This window comes from Streptomyces sp. NBC_00448, from assembly GCF_036014115.1.
Classification (GTDB): domain Bacteria; phylum Actinomycetota; class Actinomycetes; order Streptomycetales; family Streptomycetaceae; genus Actinacidiphila.
In genome coordinates this window covers 353,972-374,995 of sequence record NZ_CP107913.1, presented here as the reverse complement: position 1 = coordinate 374,995, position 21,024 = coordinate 353,972, and the positions used below count along the sequence as shown (strand labels likewise).

Here is a 21,024-nt window from a genome sequence, read left to right as displayed (position 1 = left end):
AAGACGCGTGGGGCGACAGGGCCGGTTCCGTGAGAGACGGCCCGGCGACGGCCCGGCCGGGGACGGTCAACCGGTCCGGGGTACCGGTACGGGTCCCGGCTGGGCGGTCGCGCCGGCGAGCAGGGCCTGGTGCGGGAGGGCGAGCCGACCGTCGGGAGTGGTGAACCCCGCACTGAGCAGATCGAAGTGCCGTTTGATCTCCGCCCGGGTCGCGGCCGGTTGGGCGGCGATGAGGTGACCGGTGAAGCCGACGCCCGACGCCGCGCCCTGCCACCACTGCCCGGCGGAGGTCAGATGGTCCCAGGCGAGGGTGCGGCAGGACGGGCGGGCGAGGCCGGCGGCCGGCAGGAGGTCCAGCAGGCCCCGCTCGGTGCGCGGGAAGTCGGTCTCGGGCGGCAGCACCGCTCGGTGGGGTGGGCGCCGCACGCCGGCGGCCTCGGTCGCCCGTCCCAGCAGGGCCTGCCCGCTCCCGGCCGGCACGCACCACACCGTCACCGCGATCCGGCCGCCCGGCCGGGTCACCCGGTTCAGCTCGGCCAGCGCGCGCCGCGGCCGGCCGACGTGGTCCAGCACGAAGTTGGCGGTCACCGCGTCGAAGGTGGCGTCGGCGAAGGGCAGGACGGCAGTTCGGCGACACGGACGTCGGCTGTCGGCACCGCCTGCGCGGTGAGCTCGACCATGCCCGGTTCGGCGTCGACGGCGGTGATCCGCGCGCCCCTCGCGTACGCCGCCGCGGCGACGTTCCCCGACCCGGTGCCGACATCCAGCAGATGGACGCCGGGACCGGCCCCGACGGCGTCGAGCAGGTCCCCGATCGGATACGCGCACACCGCCGCGAAGGACTCCGCGTACGCGACGGCCCTCCCCGACCAGATCGAGCGCCCGCTCTCGTCGGACCCGCTCTCGTCGAACCCATTGCCGTCGAACCCGGTCACTGCGGCATCAACCCCCCCTGGGACCCGGCGCTTCGCGGCCGGGCTCCGACCGTAGCCGACCTGCCGGTCCGGCCGCCACGCCCTATTCCGCGGGGGTGTCCGTGGCGCGCAGCCCGGTGGACCACTTCTCCTCGATGTTGCCGAACTTCCAGACGGTCAGGGCGACGGCCCAGGTGAGGAAGAACAGGCCGACGATGACGTAGCCGACGATGTTGAGGTCGAGCCCGCCGACCCAGTCCCAGAAGGCGCCGTGGAGGTTCGCCTTGTCGGCGACGAGGCCGAGGAGTTCGACGGTGCCGATGATGAGGGCGACGGCGACGGACAGGCCGGTGATGGTGAGGTTGTAGTAGACCTTGCGGACCGGCTTGGAGAACGCCCACTCGTAGGCGAAGTTCATGAACGAGCCGTCGATGGTGTCGAGCAGGCACATCCCGGCGGCGAAGAGGACGGGCAGGCAGAGGATCGCGTACCAGGGCAGGCCCGAGGCGGCGCCGGAGCCGGCCAGCACGAGCAGCGCGATCTCGGTGGCGGTGTCGAAGCCCAGGCCGAAGAGCAGGCCGATCGGGTACATCTGCCAGGGGCTGGTGACGGACTTCATCAGGCGGCCGAGCAGGCGGTTCATGAAGCCGCGGTTGTTGAGCTGGTCCTCCAGCGCGGCCTCGTCGAACTCGCCGTGCCGCATGCGCCGGAAGACCTTCCAGATCCCGGCCAGGATCAGCAGGTTGACCAGCGCGATGGCGTACAGGAACGTGCTCGAGACGGTGGTGCCGATCCAGCCGGTGACGTCGTGCAGGCCGGAGTTGTCCTGCGCGACCGGGTTGGCGAGCGACTTGATGCCGATGGAGAGCAGGAAGGCCAGCGCGAAGACGATCGAGGAGTGGCCGAGGGAGAACCAGAAGCCCACCGACAGCGGCCGCTTGCCCTCGCCCATCAGCTTGCGGGTGGTGTTGTCGATGGCCGCGATGTGGTCGGCGTCGAAGGCGTGCCGCATCCCGAGCGTGTAGGCGGTCACCCCGATGCCGACGCCGAACACCCCGGTGCCGGTCTTGTAGTGGTGCGGTGCGACGATCACGGCGAGCGTGAACCAGCCGATGACGTGGAGCGCCACGATGAACGCGGCCATGCCGCCCAACCGGGTCCATTCGGCGCGCGACATCGACGCCGATATCCGATGCAGGCGGGACCCCGGAGCGGAGGGGGCCTCGATGGTGGAACTCAACGTGGGGTCCTTTGCGAGGGGACGGGGACTTCTCAACGCGACACGTTACTTGTTGCGACTCACTTGCAACAAGCGGGCGTCGGCGTACTCCCATCGCTCCGACCAGGCTCATCCCGGGCGCACGGGGACACGCGAGAGCGCACAGTCCCCGCACAACGCGCCCGCGTGCCCGGGCGCCGCCCGGTAGATCAGGCAGCAGCTGTTCCGCCGGAACCCCCCGCCGGGGGTACGCCGTCCGCTCCCGCGCAAGCGTCCGCGCTCCAGCAGCAGGCCGGTCAGCGCCTCGGCCCGCGCGGCGGCGTCCGGGCGCGCGGCGGCGATCATCCGCGCCGCGCCGTTCACCGCGGACGCGGTGTTGCCGCGCAGGACGTGCGGCGACACGCGGAACTCCGCGCACGCCGACTCGACCTCGCGTACCGCGCCCTCGAACACCGCGGCGGAGAACCGGTCGGCGAGCGCCGCGAGGTCCGCGCCCGCCGCACGATTCACGCCCCCTGTACGATCCGCGGCCGTCCCGGGCATGTGGTCCGTCCCGGGCGGCAGCGGCAACGCCAGCGGGTACGGTCCGCCGAGCGCGGGCTGCCAGCGCAGATCGGCCAGCCGCACCCGCCCGGGCACCCGCCCGTACAGCACCGCCAGCGCCAGGTACGGGGACAGCAGCCGCGCCACCAGGCCGAGATGGACCACCGACGCGGCCACCCGTTCCTCGACCGCCTCCGCCGGCTGCCCGCCGCCCGCGGCCAGCACCCCCCGTACGGCGGCCACCCGGGCGGCCAGCACCCCGCTTCCGCCGGGCGGGTCGGCCGGGTCGGCCGGGTCGGGCAGTTCGGCGAGTTCGGCCATCGACCGCCACACGCCCGGGCCTTCGCCGGCCGCCTCGGCCCTCTCAGCCGCCTGGACCGGCTCGACCGCCTTGATCGCCTTGATCGCCTCGACCGCGAAGAACGGCCCCAGCTCCGCCAGGGCCGCTCTCACGTCATCGTCGTTCACCGCGCCACCATGTCACCGAGGGACCGGGTGGCCGTGCACGGCGCGCGCCGTCACGCCTTGACCGGGTCGGCGCGGGGCGCCCGGACGGTCCGGCCGGCCGGCGCCGGGCTCAGCACCCGCTCCGCCAGCGGCCCGAAGACCAGCCCGATCGCCGACCAGAGCAGCAACTGCGCGGCCACCGAGTAGAACCGGAACTTGAACAGCACGTCCGCCGGGAAGCCCGGGTAGACGATCCGGCCGTGCGGGTCGGTGAGCGGCACCGGTGTCTCGGTGCCGTGGTTGCCGTACTGCTCGCGGTTGGTGGCGAGATGGCCCAGCGCCGGCAGCAGGCCGATCACCACGCCGATCACGACCAGGAAGGCCGCGCCGGCGAGCAGCGTGGCGTTCCACGTGCCGAACCGCTCCTGGAGCCGCCGTCCCAGCCACACCGCCAGGGCGAGCAGCGTGATCGAGCAGACCACCATGATCAGGTAGAGCCCGGTGCGGGCCTTGATGGTGTCCTCGTGCCCGATCGCCGGCGGGTTCGCCGGGTACTTCACGAACGGCACCAGGTAGAAGCCGAGGAAGCCGCCGCCGGCCACCAGCAGCGCCAGGGTGCGCGGCCGGACGTTGCCGACCCGGCCCAGGCACACCGTGTACACCACCGCGAAGATGGCGCCCATCGCGGCGCCGAAGAGGATCAGCCCCACGCCGATGCCGACGTCGGCCTGCACGGTGCGGCTGAACAGGTCGGGGCCGGCCGGGGAGGCCGGCAGGCCCGCGGCCTTGTCGAGGGCGTTCTGCGCCGCGTCCCGCCCGCTCTCGTAGTCGATCGCCTTGTTGATCTGCGGTTCGGCGAAGATCCGGGCGAAGACGAACGCGAGCAGCCCCGCGATCGCGCCGGCGAGCACGCCGCGCAGTACGAGTCGCTTCTCCATGTCGAGTTGTCCGCCTGCCGTGAGAGCCGTCAGTGGCAGGGGAAACCGAGGAAGTGCCGCGCGTCGTGCACGAACTCGTGGATGTGCATGTCCCTGCCGAACACGGAGACCGCGCCCTGGTCGACGCCGATGAAGTAGTACACGGCGAGCGCGAGGATCGTGGTGCCGGCCAGCCAGAGCACGGCCTTGGAGACGGGCAGGACGACCGGCGTGGCGTCGGACGACGTGTGGGTGGACAGAGAACTCACGGTGGTGCCTCCTTCGGGGATGCTGCGTCCCTCGGTCATATGGGGCTTCGTGACGGCGAAGTGTCTGACTTCCCGGAACGCCCCTGGAGGCGACCGGGTACACAGTGGCGCGACCGCGCCGGATTCCCACCGGCTTCCTCACACCTTCACGAACCATCAGCGTACGGGCGTCAGAATGTGCACGTCAACGCATGTCACGTGCCCTTCGCCACACGGCGGGCCGGCTGCTCCCGATCCGGATACGGGAGCCTGAGACCCGCCGTCAGCTCGCCGACCAGCGACGCCACTTGATCCACTTCGATCAGGAAGCCGTCGTGCCCGTACGGCGAGCGGACTGTCCGCATCCGGTCCGCGCCCGCGATGCCCGCCGCCAACTCCCGCTGCTGCGCGAGTGGATAGAGCCGGTCGGAGTCCACCCCGGCCACCAGCGTCGGTGCCGTCACGCGGCGCAGCGCCGCCGCGGTGCCGCCCCGCCCCCGCCCGACGTCGTGCGCGTTCATCGCCTCGGTCAGTACCACGTAGCTGCCCGCGTCGAACCTGCGGACCAGTTTGTCCGCGTGGTGGTCGAGATACGACTCGACCGCGTACCGGCCGCCGTGCCAAGGGCGTTCGGCGTGCTGCGCGGCGCGGCCGAACCGCTCCCGCAGCTCGGGCTCGCTGCGGTAGGTCAGGTGCGCCAGCCGCCGGGCCTGCCCGAGCCCGGCGTGCGGGCCGCCGCCGGGGGCCGCGTCGTGGTAGTCGCCGCCGTGCCAGCCCGGGTCCGCCCTGATCGCCCGGAGCTGCACCGACGCCCACCCGATCTGCTCGGCGCTCGCCGCCGCCGGGCAGGCGAGCAGCAGCAGCGACCCGACCCGCTCCGGCCGGCCCACCGCCCACTCCAGCGCCCGCATCCCGCCCATCGACCCGCCGACCACCAGCGCCCACCGCTCGACGCCCAGCGCGTCCGCCAACGACGCCTCCGCCGCGACCTGGTCGCGCTGGGTCAGGAACGGGAAGGCGCTGCCCCACCGGCGGCCGTCCGGCCGCGCGGACGCCGGGCCGGTGCTGCCCTGGCAGCCGCCCAGGACGTTCGGCGCCACCACGAAGAAGCGGTCGGTGTCCAGCGCGAGGCCGGGCCCGACCAGCCCGTCCCACCACCCGGCGGTCGGATGGCCGGGTCCGGCCGGACCCGCGACATGGCTGTCACCGGTCAGCGCGTGCAGCACCAGCACCGCGTTCGACGCGTCGGGCGCGAGGTGCCCCCACGTCTCGTACGCCAGCCGCACGCCCGGCAGTGCACCGCCCGCCTCCAGCGGCAGCGGGTGGGAGAGCGGGTGCCAGCGGCGCCGCCCGGGCGGGTCCCCCTGCCGCCACGCCCCGGAGGCGGGCGGCAGGGGGACCTCCGCGGCCGTGCGCCCCGGCACGGTCAGGACGCGCCCTTGGCCGCGCGGAACCCGGCGTCCAGATCCGCCTTGAGGTCCGCGACGTTCTCGATGCCGACCGACAGCCGCACCAGGCCGGCCGAGGTGCCGGTGGCCGCCAACTGCTCCTCGTCCAGCTGGCTGTGCGTGGTGGAGGCCGGGTGGATGATCAGGCTGCGCACGTCGCCGATGTTCGCCAGATGGCTGAAGAGCCGCACCGCGTCCACGAAGCGCTTGCCCGCCTCCGCTCCGTCGCGCAGCTCGAAGGCGAGGACCGCGCCCGCGCCGCGCGGCAGGTAGCGCTGCCCGGCTTCGTACCAGGCGCTGGACGGCAGGCCCGGGTAGTGCACCACCGCGACCTCGTCGCGTGCCTGGAGCCACTCCGCGAGCTCCTGCGCGTTCGCGGAGTGCCGCTCCAGCCGCAGCGACAGCGTCTCGACGCCCTGGAGCAGCAGGAACGCCGAGTGCGGCGACAGCGCGGGACCCAGGTCGCGCAGCAGCTGCACGCGCAGCTTGATCGCGTACGCCCCCGGGCCGAGCGCCGGCCAGTACTCCAGCCCGTGGTAGCTCGGGTCGGGCGTGCTGAAGTCGGGGAAGCGGTCGGCGTGCGCCCCGAAGTCGAAGGTGCCGCCGTCGACGACCACACCGGCGATGGTGGTGCCGTGGCCGCCGAGGAACTTCGTCGCGGAGTGCACCACGATGTCCGCGCCGTGTCGCAGCGGCTGGAGCAGGTACGGCGTCGGCACCGTGTTGTCCACGATCAGCGGCACCCCCTCGGCGTGCGCCGCGTCCGCCACCGCCCGCACGTCCAGCACGTTCCCGCGCGGGTTGCCCAGCGTCTCGGCGAAGAACGCCTTCGTGTTCGGCCGCACCGCCGCACGCCACGCCCCGACGTCGTCCGGGTCGACGAACGACACCTCGATCCCGAACCGCGGCAGCGTGTGCTTGAACAGGTTGTACGTCCCGCCGTAGAGCGACGCGCCCGCCACCACGTGGTCGCCGGTGCTCGCCAGCGTCAGGATCGCCAGCGTCTCCGCGGCCTGCCCCGACGCCAGAGCCACCGCGGCGACCCCGCCCTCCAGCGCGGCGATCCGCTGCTCGAACACGTCCTGGGTGGGGTTGTGGATGCGGGTGTAGATGTTCCCCGGCTCCGCCAGCGCGAACAGGTCCGCGGCATGTCGGGTGTCGCGGAACACGAACGACGACGTCTGGTAGATCGGCACCGCCCGCGCCCCCGTCGTCGGGTCGGGAACGGCCCCCGAGTGCACCTGCTTCGTCTCGAACGACCAGTTCGGCTCCTCCTGCGCCGCGGCGGCCGCGGTCTCGGGCGTGTGCCCGGCGGTGACGGAGTCGACAGGCTGTTGCTCGGTCATGGCTCTCCCAGGTGCTGTCGTGCGGGCGGTGACACTGCGGGTGGGGCGTGGGGCGTGGGGCGTGGGGCGTGTGGTGCGGGGGCGCGGGGGCGCCGTGCGCGGCGGCGGTGACGGCCGGCCGCCGGACGTACGCGACTCCCCGCGGGCGCCCCGGGTGCGTCCCGAGGGCGGGGGAGGGGCGCGGAAGAAGTACGCGGTCGGCTGCCGGGCGGCGGCGCGGAGGCGTCAGCGCGCGCCGGGACAGCCCGTGCTCGTGACACGCGCGTAGTCCACGTGGCGGCGCCTCACCAACGGGGTCATGGCGCCATGGAAGCACGGCCCCACCCGGGTGTCCCGGCCCCGGCGAAGGCTTAACACGCCGTTGGTATTCGCCGCGCCGGGGCCGTGGCACGATGTCCGGATCTGTGGGGAGCAGGTCGCCACGGCCATGGCGGGCGGACGGGTTCGAGCCGATCCTGGAGGAGTGGCGGCCGGGACCCCGGCCGTATCCGGAAGACCGGCGAACCGGCGAACCAGCGGGCCGGCCGATCGAAGAACTGCGCAGGTGACACCGATGACGACCGAGGCCCTCGAGCAGACAGGCGTCCGCTTCCCCGACACCGCCCTGGCCCGCGAGGCCACCGAACTGGTCCGCGACACCGCGACCGAGCTGATCTACCACCACTCCCGGCGGGTCTACTGCTTCGGCAGCCTCCAGGGCCGCCGCCGCGACCTGAGCTTCGACCCCGAACTGCTCTACGTCGCCGCGATGTTCCACGACCTCGGCCTCGGCGAGCGGTTCCACGACAGCGGCCGCCGCTTCGAGGTCGACAGCGCCGACGAGGCCCGCCGGTTCCTGCACGCCCACGGCGTCCCCGAGGACAGCGTCCGCCGGGTGTGGACCGCGATCGCCCTGCACACCACGCCCGGCATCCCGGAGCACATGGAGCCCGAAGTCGCGCTGACCACCGCGGGCGTGGAGTACGACGTGCTCGGCATCGGCTACCGCGACATCAGCGCCGCCGACCGCGCCGCGATCGTCGCGCTGCACCCCCGGCCCGACTTCAAGCGCCGCATCCTCGCCGCCTTCACCGAGGGAATCCGCTCCAAGCCGGAGACCACCTTCGGCAACGTCAAGGCCGACGTGCTGGCCGCGTACGTCCCCGGTTTCGCGCGCGGCGACTTCGTCACCACGATCCTCGACTCGCCGTGGCCGGAGTGAGGCCGATGACGCGAACTCCGGGGGCGCCCGGAACCCCGGGTGCGCCCGGAACGGCGAGGGCCACGGGCCGGGCCGCCGCGCGCCCCCGCCACCTGGTCGCCGTGCTCGCCTTCGACCAGGTGCAACTCCTCGACGTCACCGGCCCGGTCGAGGTCTTCACCACCGCCAACGCCCACGGCGCCCGCTACGACGTACGGATCGTCACCGCGGCGGGCGCCGACGTACGCACCTCCGCGGGCGTGCGGATCGGCGCCGACACCGCGGTCGACGCGCTCCCCGGCCGGCTCGGCACCCTCGTCGTCCCCGGCCGCGCCGACTGGCGGCAGGCCGTCGGCGACCCCGCGCTGACCGGCACCGTCGAGGCGCTCGCGGCCCGCTCCGGCCGGGTCGCCTCGGTCTGCGCGGGCGCGTTCCTGCTCGCCGAGGCGGGCCTGCTCGACGGCCGGCGCGCGGCGACCCACTGGCAGCTCGCGGCCGAACTGGCCGCCGCCTACCCGCGGGTGTCCGTCGAGCCCGATCCGCTCTTCGTCCGCGACGGGCGGGTGACCACGTCGGCGGGCGTCACCGCGGGCATCGACCTCGCGCTCGCGCTGGTCGAGGAGGACCACGGCGCCGACCTGGCCAGGGCCGTCGCCCGGCAGCTCGTGGTGTTCATGGCCAGGCCGGCCGGGCAGTCTCAGTTCAGCGCCCGGCTGGTGCCGCGCGAGGCCCGGCACCCGGCGCTGCGCCAGGTCATGGACGCGGTGGGCGCCGACCCCGCCGCGGCCCACCGCATGGACGACCTCGCCCGCGCCGCCGGGGTCAGCCCCCGCCACCTCGGCCGGCTCTTCCGCGCGGAGACCGGACTGAGCCCCGGGCAGTACGCGGAGTCCGTCCGCCTGGAAGCGGCCCAGGCCCTGCTGGAGGCGGGCAACGACGCCGTGGACACCGTCGCCGAGCAGGCCGGGTTCGGCTCGGCCGAGTCCATGCGCCGCGCGTTCCAGCAGTCCCTTGGGGTGGCCCCGACGACGTACCGGGCGCGCTTCCGCAGCACCGCCCGCCTCCTCGACCCCGCGCCCTGAGCCGTACCGCCCCCGACGGCCGTACGGCTCAGGGCGCGGGGCATCAACCGATCGGTGGATGGCCGCGTCCACCCATCGCGCCCGCGCCCCGCCCCGGTGGTCGATCCGCCCGGCCGCGCCGCGGCGGGAGGCTTCTCCACGACGGCGAACACGCGCCGTCCACCGGGGAAGAACCCGACGGGAAGAGGCGCACGGCATGACGGTCATCGAGGTCGACGGGCTCCACAAGCGCTACGGCGACGTCACCGCCGTGCACGACGTCTCGTTCACGGTCGACGAGGGCGAGATCTTCGGCATCCTCGGCCCGAACGGCGCCGGCAAGACCACCACCGTCGAGTGCCTGTCGGGCCTGCGGGCCCCGGACGGCGGCACCGTGTCCGTACTCGGCCACGACCCGTCCCGCGCGCGCGACGCGCTCCGCCAGGTGCTCGGCGTCCAACTCCAGGAGAGCGGGCTGCCGGAGAAGCTCACCGTCCGCGAGATCCTCGACCTGTTCGCGTCGTTCCACCGGCGGCCCGCCGACATCGGCGAGCTGCTGGACCGGCTCGGCCTGCGCGACAAGGCGGACGCCCGCTACAAGAAGCTCTCCGGCGGCCAGAAGCAGCGCCTCGCGATCGCGCTGGCCATGGTCGGCAGCCCCCGGGCGGTCGTCCTCGACGAGTTGACCACCGGCCTGGACCCGCACGCCCGCCGCACCACCTGGGACCTGGTCGAGCAGGTCCGGGCGTCCGGCGTCACCGTCGTCCTGGTCACCCACTTCATGGAGGAGGCCGAGCGGCTGTGCGACCGGGTCGCACTGATCGACGCCGGCCGGGTCGTGGCCGTCGACACCCCGGCGGGGCTGGCCGCGCGCGGCGACCGGACCCAGCGGATGCGCTTCCGGCCCTCGACGGGCTTCGACGAGGCTCTGGTGCGCGAACTGCCCGAGGTGAGCACCCTGACCTGGCACGGCTCGCAGGTCGAGATCACCGGCGACGGCAATCTCGTGCTCGCGGTCACCTCGCTGCTCGCCCGGCGCCACATCATCGCCGCGGACCTGCGGGTGGAGCAGGCGACCCTCGACGACGCGTTCATCGCGCTCACCGGTGACGACGGCGGGGCGTAGACCCGTACCGCCCGGCGCCGCTCCCCGCTGGCCCGCCCCGCCCTGGCCCGTCCGCCGCCGTCCCGCATCCCCGTATCCTCCGCGCCGCCACAGACAAGGACACCCCGATGAGCGCCACCGCACCCACCGCACCGTCCGCACCCGCCCCACCCGCCGTTCCGCGCATGACCCGCCAGGGCTTCCGCGCGCTGACCGCCACCCAGGCCAGGCTGCTGCTCCGCGAGCCGGCCGCCGTGTTCTGGCTGCTCTTCCCGCTGGGCATGGTGATCCTCTTCGGCAACATCCCCGCCTTCAGGACCGACTCCGACTCCCTGGGCGGCAGGAGCGTCATCGACGTCTACGTGCCGACCATCGCCGCGATGGTGCCGCTCTTCCTCGGCTGCGTCATGCTGCCGATGAACATGGCGAGCCTGCGCGAGAAGGGCGTCCTGCGGCGGCTGTCGGTCAGCCCGGTGCCGGTCGCCGGGATGCTCGCCGCGCTGCTCACGGTCATGGCCGCGCTGATCACGGTCGGCGTCGCGCTGATCATCGCCGTCGGCCGGCTCGCCTTCCACGTCAGGCCGCCGTCCGACATCGGCGCCGTGATCGCGTCCTTCGTCCTCGGCAGCACCGCGGTCCTCGCCCTCGGCCTGGTGGTCGCCGCCCTGGCGCCCACCGCAGGCGCCGCCAGCGGCTCGGGCGTGCCCGTCATGGTGCTGAACTTCTTCTTCAGCGGCCTGTACTTCCCCGTCGCGCAGATGCCGCACGCGCTGCGGGAGATCGGCGGCTACGTCCCCTTCGGCGCGGTGATGGCGGCGTGGTCCGGTGAAGGGGCCCTGTGGCAGCACCTGTTGGTGCTGGCCGGGTACACCGTGGCCGGCAGCGTGGTGGCGGTCCGCGCCTTCCGTTGGGAATGATGAGCGGGTGAACGCGGAGCGGACAGCGCGCAGCAACGGCTCGGAGCCGCCCCACGGCATCCCGCGGGCGCCCGCCCACGTGCGGGTGCGCCCGCCGGCCGCACCCGGCGGCGAGCAGGCGAAGGACGAGCGCTTCCAGCAGCTCCAGCACTACCTGCCCTACGGCGGGCTCGCCGTCTCGCTGGTGCTGGCGGTCGGCCTGGGGCCCTACCGCGCGCTGTACATCGGGGTGGCGGTGGGCCTGTCGGCGGGCGCCGCGCTGTGGCTGCGGTTCATGGACGTGCCGTACCCGACGCCCGCCGGGCGCCAGGGCCGGGCGATCGTCTTCTACGCCGGGCTGATGGCCTTCATCGTGGGCCTGATCCTGCTCAACCCGTTCTTCGGCTTCTTCGGCTTCACCGGCTACCTCCAAGCGGCCCTGCTGCCACGGTGGTTGCGGCCGCCGGCCATCGCGGTCAACGCGGCGGCGATGGCCCTCAGCCAGGTCGGCGGCGTCCGCAACCTGCACGGCGAGGGCGTCGCCGCGTACGTCGGGCTGGTCCTGGTCAACATGCTCGTCGCCGGTGCCATCACCTACCAGGGCATCGAGGAGGACCAGCGCAGCCGGCGGCGGGCCAGGATGATCGACGAGCTGGCCGAGGCCAACCGGCGGCTGCGCGAGACGATGGCCGAGAACGCCGGCCTGCACGCCCAACTGGTCACCCAGGCGCGGGAGGCCGGCATCCTCGACGAGCGGCAGCGGATGGCCGGCGAGATCCACGACACCATCGCGCAGGGCCTGACCGGCATCGTCACCCAACTGGAGGCCGCCGACCGGTTCGACGCCGACCCGAAGCGCCGCACCCGGCACCTGGAACTGGCCCGGCGGCTGGCCCGGGAGTCGCTGGCCGAGGCCCGCCGCTCGGTGCAGGCGCTGCGGCCCGGCCCGCTGGACACCGCCGCCCACCTGCCCGGCGCCCTCGGCGACCTCGCCGAGCAGTGGACCCAGACCTCCGGGATCGCGGTCCGCTTCGAGGTCACCGGCGACGCCGTACCGCTGCCGCCCGCGCTGGAGGTCGCGCTGTTCCGCACCGCCCAGGAGGGCCTGGCCAACATCGCCAAGCACGCCGGAGCGTCCCGGGCCGGGATGACCCTCTCCTACACCCACGAGGTCGTCGTCCTCGACGTCCTTGACGACGGCACCGGTTTCGACGCCGCCGCGTGCGAGCGGGCCGAGCCGCGCGCGGACGGCCACGGCTTCGGGCTCACCGCGATGCGGCAGCGGCTGCGCCAGGTCGGCGGCTCCCTGGCGATCGAGAGCGCGCCGGGCGACGGGACGGTGCTCAGCGCCGGCGTGCCGGCGGTGCCCCTGGCGCCCGGCCCCGCCGACCCTGGTCCCGGCCCCGCCGACCGCGCGACGTCTGACGGCCGTACGGTCCCGGAGCGGCCCGTCCCGACCAGCCCCATCGGCCCTTCCCGCACCGGCGCCGGACACCGGTCGATCATGGAGAATGGCGTGTGACCATTCGCCTGCTCGTCGCCGACGACCACCCCGTCGTACGTGACGGCCTGCGCGGTGTCTTCGACGGTGACCCGGACTTCGAGGTCGCCGGTGAAGCCGCGGACGGGGCCGAGGCCGTGGACCGGGCGCTCGCGCTCGGCGTGGACGTGGTGCTGATGGACCTGCGGATGCCGCGGATGGGCGGCGTCGAGGCGATCGGGCTGCTGCGCGAGCGCGCCCCCGCCGTCCACGTGCTGGTCCTCACCACGTACGACAGCGACGCCGACGTGCTGCCCGCGATCGAGGCGGGCGCCACCGGCTACCTGCTCAAGGACGCGCCGCGCGACGAACTCGTCCGTGCCGTGCGCGCCGCCCACCAGGGCCATCCCGTGCTCGCCCCCACCGTCGCGCAGAAGCTCATCGGCCGGGTCCGCGAACCCGCCACGCCCGCCGGGACGCTCACCGAGCGCGAGCTGGAGGTGCTGCGCCTGGTCGCCGCGGGCACGACCAACCGGGAGGCGGCCCGGCAGCTGTTCATCAGCGAGGCCACCGTCAAGACGCACCTGCTGCACCTCTACGCGAAGCTCGGCGTACGCGACCGCGCCGCCGCGGTCGCCGCCGCCTACCGGACCGGGCTGCTCAGCTGATCCGACGACGCCCGGCGGACGACGCCTGCCGGACGACGCCCGGCGGACCGCTCACCCGCCGAGGCGGTCGCCCAGGCGGTCGGCGAGGGCGGTGAGGGCCGGCCCGAGCGGGAGGTCGAGCCGCAGCGTCGCCAGGTCGTCGCCCCGGGTGGGGCCCTGGTTGACGATGGCCACCGGCGTGCCGTGCTTCGCCGCGTGGCGCGCGAACCGCAGGCCCGACATCACCGTGAGCGAGGAGCCGACGACGAGCAGGAGCGAGGCGGCGTCGACCAGGCCGTAGCAGCGCTCCACCCGGGGCAGCGGCACCTTCTCCCCGAAGAACACCACGTCGGGCTTGAGGACGCCGCTGCCGCACGCGGCGCAGGCCACCGTGCGGAACGCGTCGATGTGCTCGGGCGGCAGCTCGGCGTCGCCGTCGGCGACGATCCGCGCGGTCATCGCCCGGAACCCGGGGTTCGCCGCGTCCAGCCGCTGCGCCAGCTCCTCCCGCGGGCCGCGGGCGCCGCAGTCCAGGCAGACCACCGCGTGCAGAGTGCCGTGCAGCTCCACCGCGTCCGGCGTGCCCGCGGCGGCGTGCAGCCCGTCGACGTTCTGCGTGATCACGCCCGACACCAGCCCGGCGGCCACCAGGCGGGTCACCGCCCGATGGCCCGCGTTGGGCCGGGCCCCGGAGATCGAGGACCAGCCGAGATGGCTGCGCGCCCAGTAACGGCGGCGGCTGCCGGCGCTGCCGGTGAACTCCTGGTACGTCATCGGGTCGCCGCGCCGGCGCCGGCCGGTCTCGCCGCGGTAGTCGGGGATGCCCGACTCCGTGGACAGGCCAGCGCCGCTCAGCACCACGACCCGGCCGGGCCCGACCAGCGGAAGGAGCGCGTCGGCGAGCGCCGCCGGGCCGGACGCGGCTCCCGCGGTGCCGGGGGAGCCGGGCCGGTCCGCCGCGCTCCGTTCCAGGGGGCCGGCGCCGATGTCCACGCCAGCAGGGTACGTCCCCCGGGAGGCGGAACCGGACGATCCGCGGGAGAATGGAGTAATGCCCCTGGGGAGGTGTGTGCCCATGGACGAATATCCCGCTGTTTACGAACTGGTCTTCCAGGCCCCGGCCGTCGAGGACGACGTCGTCGTCGTACACCGCACCGACGCCTCGGGCGCGGGTGGCTACCCCGTCTACGAGGACGAAACCGGCATCGTCCGCGCCGAGATCAGCGGCGAGGGCGAGGTCCGGATGATGGCCAGCGGCGGCCACCAGCAACCGGTGCCGCCGCACGCGGTCCGAGCGGCCTGAGCCGCCACGGGACGGCCGGGTGGGACGCGGCGACGACGCCGCGCCCCACCCGGCCGTCGATCGTGGGCCCGAGGCCGCGGGGCACCTCTCCCGCCCGGGGAACCCGCCCCACCCGGCGTGCCCCGCCGGGAACCCGCGCTCAGGAGCCGGGGCCGGCGCCGTCCACCAGGACCGCGCGGTCGCGCGCGGCCACCACGGCCGCGGACAGGCTCGCGATGTCGTAGGCGCCGTGGTGCCGGCGGCCGTTGATGAAGAACGTCGGCGTGCCCGAGACCCCGCTGAGGTCGGCCGACTCCACGTCCCGCGCGACCCGGGCCGCACCCTTGCGGGCCTTGAGCGCGTGCCGGAACTTCTCCAGGTCCAGGCCGAGACCGTCGGCGTGCCGGATCAGATCCTTGACGCCCAGCTCGTCCTGAGTGGTGATCAGCAGGTCGCGCATCTGCCAGAACCCGCCCTGCAGCGCGGCCGCTTCGGAGGCCTCCGCGGCGAGTTGGGCGTGCGGGTGCACATCGGTCAGCGGCAGGTGGCGCCAGACGTAGCGCACGTCGCCGAAGTCGGCGAGCAGCTCGCGCACCACGCTCTCGGCCTGCCCGCAGTAGGGGCACTCGAAGTCGCCGTACTCCACCACGGTCACCGGGGAGTCCAGCGGGCCGCGGACGTGGTCGTGGTCGGGATCGACCGGCTCGGCCAGGTCGACCACCGACTGCGCGGTGCCCAGCAGCGCCCGGGCCCGCCGCGCCTCGGGCAGCCGGGAGGTCACCAGCGCCACCGTGGAAGTGCTCAGCATCGCGAAGACCACGGCGCTCAGCACGCCGATCTTCGCCTCGTCCAGTTCCCGCCCGGAGAACGCCAGCGTCGCGATCAGCAGGGACACCGTGAAGCCGATGCCGGCGATCGTGCCGCCGCCGGTCACCGCCGCCCAGCCGACCGGCGGGCGCATCCGGCCGCGGCTGAGCCGGGTGGCCAGCGCGGTGGAGCCCACGATGCCGATCGGCTTGCCGATGCCGTAGCCGAGCAGGATGCCCAGCGTGATCGGGGAGGTGTACGCCTGCGACAGCAGCGAGCCGTTGATCTCGATGCCGGCGTTGGCCAGGGCGAACAGCGGCACGATCGCGTAGCTGGACCAGGGGTGCCACAGCCGCTGCAGGCGGTCGTTGGGGGACAGCGCCGAGGCCAGGCCCAGCCGCGCCTCCCGCTCCAGCTCGGGCGTGGGCTGCTCGCGGAAGGACCGGAACAGGCCGCTGGCCCGCTCCAGGGCGTCGCGGGGCGCCGGGTACGCGAACGCCAGCAGGCCGATGATCAGACCGACGACCACCGGGTCCACCCCGGAGTGCACGAACGCCGTCCACGCCGCGATCCCGAGCACCGCGTACGGCCCGCCGCGCCGAACCCCGGCCCGCCGGATCGCCGCCGTCAGCAGCAGGAACCCGATGCCGACCGCCAGCGGCGTCCACGAGATGTGCTTGCTGTAGGCGACCGCGATCACCGCCAGCGCCACGAAGTCGTCGACCACGGCGACGGTCAGGATGAAGGTGTGCAGCCGGCGCGGGAAGCGCGACCCGAGCAGGGCGAGCATGCCCAGCGCGAACGCGGTGTCGGTCGACATCGCGGTGCCCCAGCCGTGCCCGGCGTGCCCGCCGGAGTTCACCGCGAGGTAGATCGCCACCGGCACGATCATGCCGCTGACCCCGGCCAGCAGCGGCAGGGCGATCCTGCGCCGGTCGCGCAGCTCGCCCATGTCGAACTCGCGCCGCGCCTCCAGCCCCACCACCAGGAAGAACAGCGTCATCAGGCCGCTGTTGACCCACTCGCGCAGGTCCAGGTCGACGCCGTGGCCGCCCCACTGCACCGACAGCCGGGTCGCCCACGCCGACGCGTAGTCGCCCGGCGCCACGTTCGCCCACACCAGCGCCGCGACCGTCGCCGCCAGCAGGACCGCGGCGCTGCCGGTCTCGGTGCGGATGTACGCCCAGGGCGATGCCGTGCTGTCGCGGTCCCGCTCGCTCTGGTCCTCTTCGGCCCGGTCCGACGAGGGAGCCGTGAAGCCCCGGAACATCCAGCCTCCTACCGTGTGCGCTGCTCTTCCCCGCTGCCTGCCCTCACCCTGGCATGGCTGGGTGCCGCCGGGCACGCCGAAAGCGCGGACCCTGCCGCGCCGTCGCGGACCTGTGTCGTAGTCTCCCGAACCGGGAGGGTGCGCCGATCATTCCAGCCGCCCGCCCGGCGCGGGACCTGTACGGCGGGCACGGCGGAGGGGACGGGCATGACGACGGGGACGGGGACAGGCATGACGACCGGGACCGGTACGGCGGACGAGCAGCACACCATCGAACTCAGCGCGGGCACGCTGGCCTACGGGGACACCGGCGGTGACGGGCCGGTGGTGGTCCTGCTGCACGGCCTCGCCCAGGACGGCAGCGTGTGGCGGAAGGTCGTCGACGACCTGCGCACCGACCACCGCTGCCTGACCCCGACGCTGCCCGAGGGGAGCCACCGCACTCCGATGCGCCCGGACGCGGACCTCTCGCCGCGGGCGGTCGCCGCGCTCGCCGCGGAGTTCCTGGACCGGCTCGACCTGCGCGACGTCACGCTCGCCGAGGTCGACTCCGGCCGCGCCCAGCAGGTGGCCGCATTCCACGGCGAACGGATCGCCCGGCTGGTGCTGGTCTCCTGCGAGGCGTTCGAGAACTACCCGCCCGGCCTACCCGGCAAGATGATCACCCTTGCGGCGCACATCCCCGGCGCCCTGCACGCCGTGGTGCGGATGATGGCGGCCCGGCCGCTGCGCCGCTCCACCGCGGGTCTGGGGGTGCTGAGCAAGTACCCGGTGCCGGACGAGATCATCGACGGCTGGATGCGCCCGCTGCTGACCGATCCCGCCATCCGCGCGGACCTGCGCCGCTACCTGCTCGGGGCGCGCCGAGGGGAGATGACGGAGGCCGCCGAGGCGCTGCGCGGCTTCGACCGGCCGGCGCTGGTGGTGTGGGCGGCCGAGGACCGGATGATGCCGCTCGCGCACGGCCGCCGGCTGGCCGAACTCCTGCCGCAGGGCAGCCTGTTGGAGGTCGCCGACGCCCGCACGCTGGTCCCCGAGGACCAGCCCGGGCTGCTCGCCGGCGCGCTGCGCGACTTCGTGGCGACGACCGGCTGACGGCTGCGGCCGAACGGCGTACGAGCGGGACGGAAGACGGCGCCGGTATGCCCGTCCCCGGCTGGAACCGCGGGGGCGCGGCACGCGTATTCCGTAACGACCATCGGTGATCCCAGGAGGGCCCCAGGTGGGAGGATGGTCACGGTCGGAATTCGCACAACCACGACGACAAGGGGGCGGCCGGAGATGGCACCGGACGATGCCGTGATCGGCTGCACGGGGGAACTGCTGATCGGCACGCGCGGACCCGCCGGTCCCGGCGAGGTCCTGGTGCGGGTCAGAGGCGGCTCCGAAGCCTTTCTCGCCTGGTCGGACGAACCCTTGCCCAAGGGTGCGACCGTGCTTGTGGTGGAATCCCGCGGCAGCCGCCAGGTCGATGTCATCGAGTGGCTCGACGGGCTCGACGGATCGGCCGGCTGACCGCGCTCATGAAGGACCGGCTGAGCCGCGCGACATGAAGGAGACTATGGATGTTGGGATACCGCGTACCCGCGCCAGATGAGGCGATGCTGATCTCGGGTGGTCGCCGAGGGCTGGGAGGTGCGCCCTTCCGTGTCGTGACCGGGCACGGGAAGTTCGTGTTGCCGGTCTTCCGCAAGACCCGGTTCCTGACCCTCGCGCTGTGCGAGGCGGAGGTCGCCGAGACCTGCGTGACCCGGCAGGGCATCGCGCTGACGGTGAAGGCGGTCATCGCGTTCAAGGTCGGCAACGACCACGAGAGCATCGTCAACGCCGGCCAGCGCTTCCTGTCCGACCAGGACCAGATGTCGGTCCTCACCGGGCGGATCTTCGCCGGCCATCTGCGGTCGATCATCGGGTCGATGACGGTCGAGGAGATCGTCACCGAGCGGCAGAAGCTCGCCAAGGAGGTACTGGAGACCTCCAAGTCGGAGATGGGCAAGATCGGCCTCACCGTCGACTCGCTCCAGATCCAGTCGATCGACGACGGCGCGACCGGGTACATCGACGCGATGTCGGCGCCGCACAAGGCCGCCATCCAGCGGCAGGCGCAGATCGCCCAGGCGCAGGCCACCCAGGCGTCGGTCGAGGCGCAGCAGGTCGCGGCGCGGAACCAGGCGGAGTACGCGCGGCAGACCGCGGTCGTGCAGGCCGAGTACAGCGCCGAGGTGGACCGGGCCCAGGCCCAGGCCGCCCAGGCGGGGCCGCTGGCCCAGGCGCACGCCCAGCAGGAGGTGCTCGCCGCGCAGACCGAACTGGCGCTGCGCGCGGCCGAACTGCGCCAGCAGCAGCTGGTCGCGGAGATCGTCAAGCCGGCCGAGGCCGAGGCGGAGCGGATCAGGGTGCTGGCGGTCGCCGACGCCGAGCGGATGCGTATCCAGGCCGCCGCCGCGGCGTCGCACGACCGGGTCGCGCTGGACCGGATGCTCATCGACCAGCTCCCGCAGATCGTCAAGGAGGCGTCGGCGGGTCTGTCCGGCGCGAACGTCAACGTGCTCAACGGCGCCGACGGTCTCAGCGAGATCGCGGCGGGCCTGGTCAGCCAGGGCCTCACCATCCTCGACTCGGTCCGCAAGAACCTCGGCGGCGAGCAGAACGGCGAGGCGCCCGGCACCGGGCTGACCCTGCGCGGGCACGTCGGCGGCAAGGACAGGCGCGACAGCTCCTCCGACGGGCCGGTCGACATCGACTGACCGCGTCCTCCGGCAGCGCCCGTCCGGCCCTTTTCCGTGGGGGTGGGCGGGCGCTGTGCTGTCCGGGCGTGTGGTGCTGTCCGGGTGCGCGGCGCCTTCCGGGCGCCCGGTGCAGGGGTTCGGAGGTTTGTGCGGCTTTCATGGGGTATGCGGCTGACGTACGGATCTTCCCGTGAACCGCGCGACCGGATGGAGCGCCGCCATGGCGACCGCTACCCACACCAACCCGCACGTGGCCGACGAGGGGCTGAGCATCGCCGGGGACGCCCGGCCCCGGCCCGGCGAGACGCCACCGGCGGAGTCCGGGGTCTCGGACCTGGACGGCCCGGAGCGCGAACCGCTCAGCCGCGGCTGGGGCGCGCTGCCGATCACCCTGATCATGGTGGTGGTGGCACTGTTCGTGGCCGGGCTGCTCGGGTGGGCCGTGCAGATGATCTTCTGGCCGTCGAGCTGAGTCGAGCTGACGTCGCGCTCAGGTTCCGACCGGGTCAGTCCGCGAGCGGCGACCGGCGCTGCGACGGGGGCAGCAGCAGCACTTCGAGCGCCGCGGCGCAGGCCCGCGCGCGGGCGACGAACCAGGGCAGGCGGGCGTCGGTGAGCACGTCGGGCGTCGAGCGCACCGCCAGCGCGGCGTGCGCGTGGCCGTCCACGTCCAGGACGGGCACGGCGGCGGTGCGCACCCCGTAGGCCGACTCGCCGTCGTTGAGCGCGTATCCGGCCGTTCGCGCCCGCTCCAACTCGGTGCGCAGCGCGTCCAGTCCGGTGATCGTCCGGTCGGTGTGCGCACGCAGCGGGGGCAGGGCGGCCAGGTCGCGCTCGCCCGGACGCGCCCACGCCAGGAGCACCTTGCCGAGCGCGGTGGAGTGCAGCGGGCGGCGCAGGCCCAGGCCCGCCGCCGGGTTGACCGAGCCGCCGACCAGGATCACCGCGTGGTCGCCGCCGCGGATCGCCAGGTCCGCCGTGGTGCCCGTGGCCCGTGCCAGCGCGTCGAGTTCGGGTACGGCGCGGTGCATGCCCCGCTGGTGCAGGGAGAGTTGGCCGAGTTCGGCGACGGAGGGCCCGAGCCGGTAGCGGGCGGTGTGCTCGTCCTGCTCCAGGAAGCCGGCCGCGACCAGGGTGCGCGCCAGCCGGTGGGCGGTGGACGCCGACAGCTCCATCCGGCGGGCGAGTTGGGAGGCGCTGAGTTCCCCCGCGTTGTCCCGGAAGCAGTGCAGCAGCCGGAGTGCGCGGGTGACCGCCTGCGCACCCGGGGGCGCGTCGGCAGGCTTGGTGCGCGCATCCGTCGTCATGGCCCTAAGCATGCGGAGGCTGCCACCATCTGGCAACTGTTGCCAGAACATTGCGCCACGTCTCCGGCTGTGAACTCTCGCCCACAAGCGTGTCCCACATCATGGGAAGTGTTGCCCGCGGCCGAGGGTGTGTGCCAGCCTCCGTTGCAGACCGCACGCCACGCACCAGGAACGGAAG

22 protein-coding genes and 1 riboswitch are annotated in these 21,024 nt (G+C 73.9%); of the genes, 11 read left to right on the top strand and 11 right to left on the bottom strand.

The genetic code is table 11. The annotated features are described in order from the left end of the window. Positions 1–66: 66 nt before the first annotated feature. From OG370_RS01750 to OG370_RS01715, 8 genes are all read right to left on the bottom strand, one after another. Complete coding sequence (locus OG370_RS01750; RefSeq protein WP_328459821.1) at positions 67–588, bottom strand: methyltransferase domain-containing protein; 522 nt, start codon at positions 586–588, stop codon at positions 67–69. Continuing rightward, the gene (locus OG370_RS01745; protein WP_328459819.1) at positions 585–935 is read right to left on the bottom strand and encodes a class I SAM-dependent methyltransferase; all 351 of its coding nucleotides are present in this window, start codon (positions 933–935) and stop codon (positions 585–587) included. Before OG370_RS01745 ends, OG370_RS01750 begins: the two co-directional genes overlap by 4 nt. An 82-nt stretch (positions 936–1,017) precedes the next feature. After that, a complete protein-coding gene (locus OG370_RS01740; RefSeq protein WP_328473717.1) occupies positions 1,018–2,091 on the bottom strand; it encodes a HoxN/HupN/NixA family nickel/cobalt transporter in 1,074 nt (357 codons plus the stop codon). Positions 2,092–2,262: 171 nt separating this feature from the next. Next, positions 2,263–3,144 (bottom strand): (2Fe-2S)-binding protein, encoded by an 882-nt coding sequence (locus tag OG370_RS01735; RefSeq protein ID WP_328459817.1) that lies wholly within the window; start codon positions 3,142–3,144, stop codon positions 2,263–2,265. A 50-nt stretch (positions 3,145–3,194) separates the two neighbouring features. Then, positions 3,195–4,061: a CbtA family protein gene (locus OG370_RS01730; RefSeq protein ID WP_328459815.1), complete on the bottom strand. Its 867-nt coding sequence runs from the start codon at positions 4,059–4,061 to the stop codon at positions 3,195–3,197. 29 nt (positions 4,062–4,090) lie between these two features. Then, positions 4,091–4,309: a CbtB domain-containing protein gene (locus OG370_RS01725; RefSeq protein WP_402443661.1), complete on the bottom strand. Its 219-nt coding sequence runs from the start codon at positions 4,307–4,309 to the stop codon at positions 4,091–4,093. Between the two features lie 37 nt (positions 4,310–4,346). Continuing rightward, positions 4,347–4,472: riboswitch (cobalamin riboswitch) on the bottom strand. Between the two features lie 31 nt (positions 4,473–4,503). Next, on the bottom strand, positions 4,504–5,718 hold the full coding sequence (gene metX / locus OG370_RS01720; protein WP_443060836.1) for a homoserine O-acetyltransferase MetX: 1,215 nt from the start codon (positions 5,716–5,718) through the stop codon (positions 4,504–4,506). Continuing rightward, positions 5,715–7,082, bottom strand: coding sequence for a bifunctional o-acetylhomoserine/o-acetylserine sulfhydrylase (locus OG370_RS01715; protein WP_328459811.1), 1,368 nt, complete (start codon positions 7,080–7,082; stop codon positions 5,715–5,717). The genes metX and OG370_RS01715 overlap by 4 nt, the downstream gene beginning before the upstream one ends. Before the next feature lie 553 nt (positions 7,083–7,635). On the opposite strand from OG370_RS01715, the gene OG370_RS01710 reads away from it, so the two are divergent. The 6 genes from OG370_RS01710 (at position 7,636) to OG370_RS01685 (ending at position 13,472) form a co-directional block, all read left to right on the top strand. Then, positions 7,636–8,283, top strand: a complete 648-nt coding sequence (locus OG370_RS01710) for an HD domain-containing protein (RefSeq protein ID WP_328459809.1) — start codon at positions 7,636–7,638, stop codon at positions 8,281–8,283. 5 nt (positions 8,284–8,288) lie between these two features. Further along, positions 8,289–9,344: a GlxA family transcriptional regulator gene (locus tag OG370_RS01705; RefSeq protein ID WP_328459807.1), complete on the top strand. Its 1,056-nt coding sequence runs from the start codon at positions 8,289–8,291 to the stop codon at positions 9,342–9,344. 196 nt (positions 9,345–9,540) lie between these two features. After that, positions 9,541–10,449 carry an ABC transporter ATP-binding protein gene (locus OG370_RS01700; protein ID WP_328459805.1) on the top strand — a complete coding sequence of 303 codons (909 nt, stop codon included), beginning with the start codon at positions 9,541–9,543 and terminating at the stop codon, positions 10,447–10,449. 107 nt (positions 10,450–10,556) lie between these two features. Next, entirely contained in the window at positions 10,557–11,345 is a 789-nt protein-coding gene (locus tag OG370_RS01695; RefSeq protein ID WP_328459803.1) for an ABC transporter permease, read from the top strand. Between the two features lie 7 nt (positions 11,346–11,352). Then, on the top strand, positions 11,353–12,846 hold the full coding sequence (locus OG370_RS01690) for a sensor histidine kinase (protein ID WP_328459801.1): 1,494 nt from the start codon (positions 11,353–11,355) through the stop codon (positions 12,844–12,846). After that, on the top strand, positions 12,843–13,472 hold the full coding sequence (locus tag OG370_RS01685) for a response regulator transcription factor (RefSeq protein ID WP_328459799.1): 630 nt from the start codon (positions 12,843–12,845) through the stop codon (positions 13,470–13,472). Before OG370_RS01690 ends, OG370_RS01685 begins: the two co-directional genes overlap by 4 nt. Before the next feature lie 51 nt (positions 13,473–13,523). On the opposite strand, the gene OG370_RS01680 is transcribed toward OG370_RS01685, so the two are convergent. Continuing rightward, on the bottom strand, positions 13,524–14,444 hold the full coding sequence (locus tag OG370_RS01680) for an NAD-dependent protein deacetylase (protein WP_443060599.1): 921 nt from the start codon (positions 14,442–14,444) through the stop codon (positions 13,524–13,526). A gap of 82 nt (positions 14,445–14,526) precedes the next feature. Between OG370_RS01680 and OG370_RS01675 the strand changes: the two genes are divergently transcribed. Beyond that, the gene (locus tag OG370_RS01675; RefSeq protein WP_328459797.1) at positions 14,527–14,754 is read left to right on the top strand and encodes a DUF6296 family protein; all 228 of its coding nucleotides are present in this window, start codon (positions 14,527–14,529) and stop codon (positions 14,752–14,754) included. A 139-nt stretch (positions 14,755–14,893) separates the two neighbouring features. On the opposite strand, the gene nhaA is transcribed toward OG370_RS01675, so the two are convergent. Next, the gene (gene nhaA, locus OG370_RS01670; protein WP_328459795.1) at positions 14,894–16,810 is read right to left on the bottom strand and encodes a Na+/H+ antiporter NhaA; all 1,917 of its coding nucleotides are present in this window, start codon (positions 16,808–16,810) and stop codon (positions 14,894–14,896) included. Positions 16,811–17,041: 231 nt separating this feature from the next. On the opposite strand from nhaA, the gene OG370_RS01665 reads away from it, so the two are divergent. The 4 genes from OG370_RS01665 to OG370_RS01650 all read left to right on the top strand — a co-directional run bounded on the left by OG370_RS01665 (position 17,042) and on the right by OG370_RS01650 (position 20,011). Beyond that, the gene (locus tag OG370_RS01665; protein ID WP_328459793.1) at positions 17,042–17,905 is read left to right on the top strand and encodes an alpha/beta fold hydrolase; all 864 of its coding nucleotides are present in this window, start codon (positions 17,042–17,044) and stop codon (positions 17,903–17,905) included. A 186-nt stretch (positions 17,906–18,091) separates the two neighbouring features. Further along, positions 18,092–18,325: a hypothetical protein gene (locus tag OG370_RS01660; protein ID WP_328459791.1), complete on the top strand. Its 234-nt coding sequence runs from the start codon at positions 18,092–18,094 to the stop codon at positions 18,323–18,325. 50 nt (positions 18,326–18,375) lie between these two features. After that, positions 18,376–19,557 carry an SPFH domain-containing protein gene (locus tag OG370_RS01655; protein WP_328459789.1) on the top strand — a complete coding sequence of 394 codons (1,182 nt, stop codon included), beginning with the start codon at positions 18,376–18,378 and terminating at the stop codon, positions 19,555–19,557. Between the two features lie 202 nt (positions 19,558–19,759). Then, entirely contained in the window at positions 19,760–20,011 is a 252-nt protein-coding gene (locus tag OG370_RS01650) for a DUF6480 family protein (RefSeq protein ID WP_328459787.1), read from the top strand. 34 nt (positions 20,012–20,045) lie between these two features. Here the strand turns inward: OG370_RS01650 and OG370_RS01645 are convergent, their stop codons facing one another. Continuing rightward, positions 20,046–20,846, bottom strand: coding sequence for an IclR family transcriptional regulator (locus OG370_RS01645; protein WP_328459785.1), 801 nt, complete (start codon positions 20,844–20,846; stop codon positions 20,046–20,048). Between the last annotated feature and the right edge of the window lie 178 nt (positions 20,847–21,024).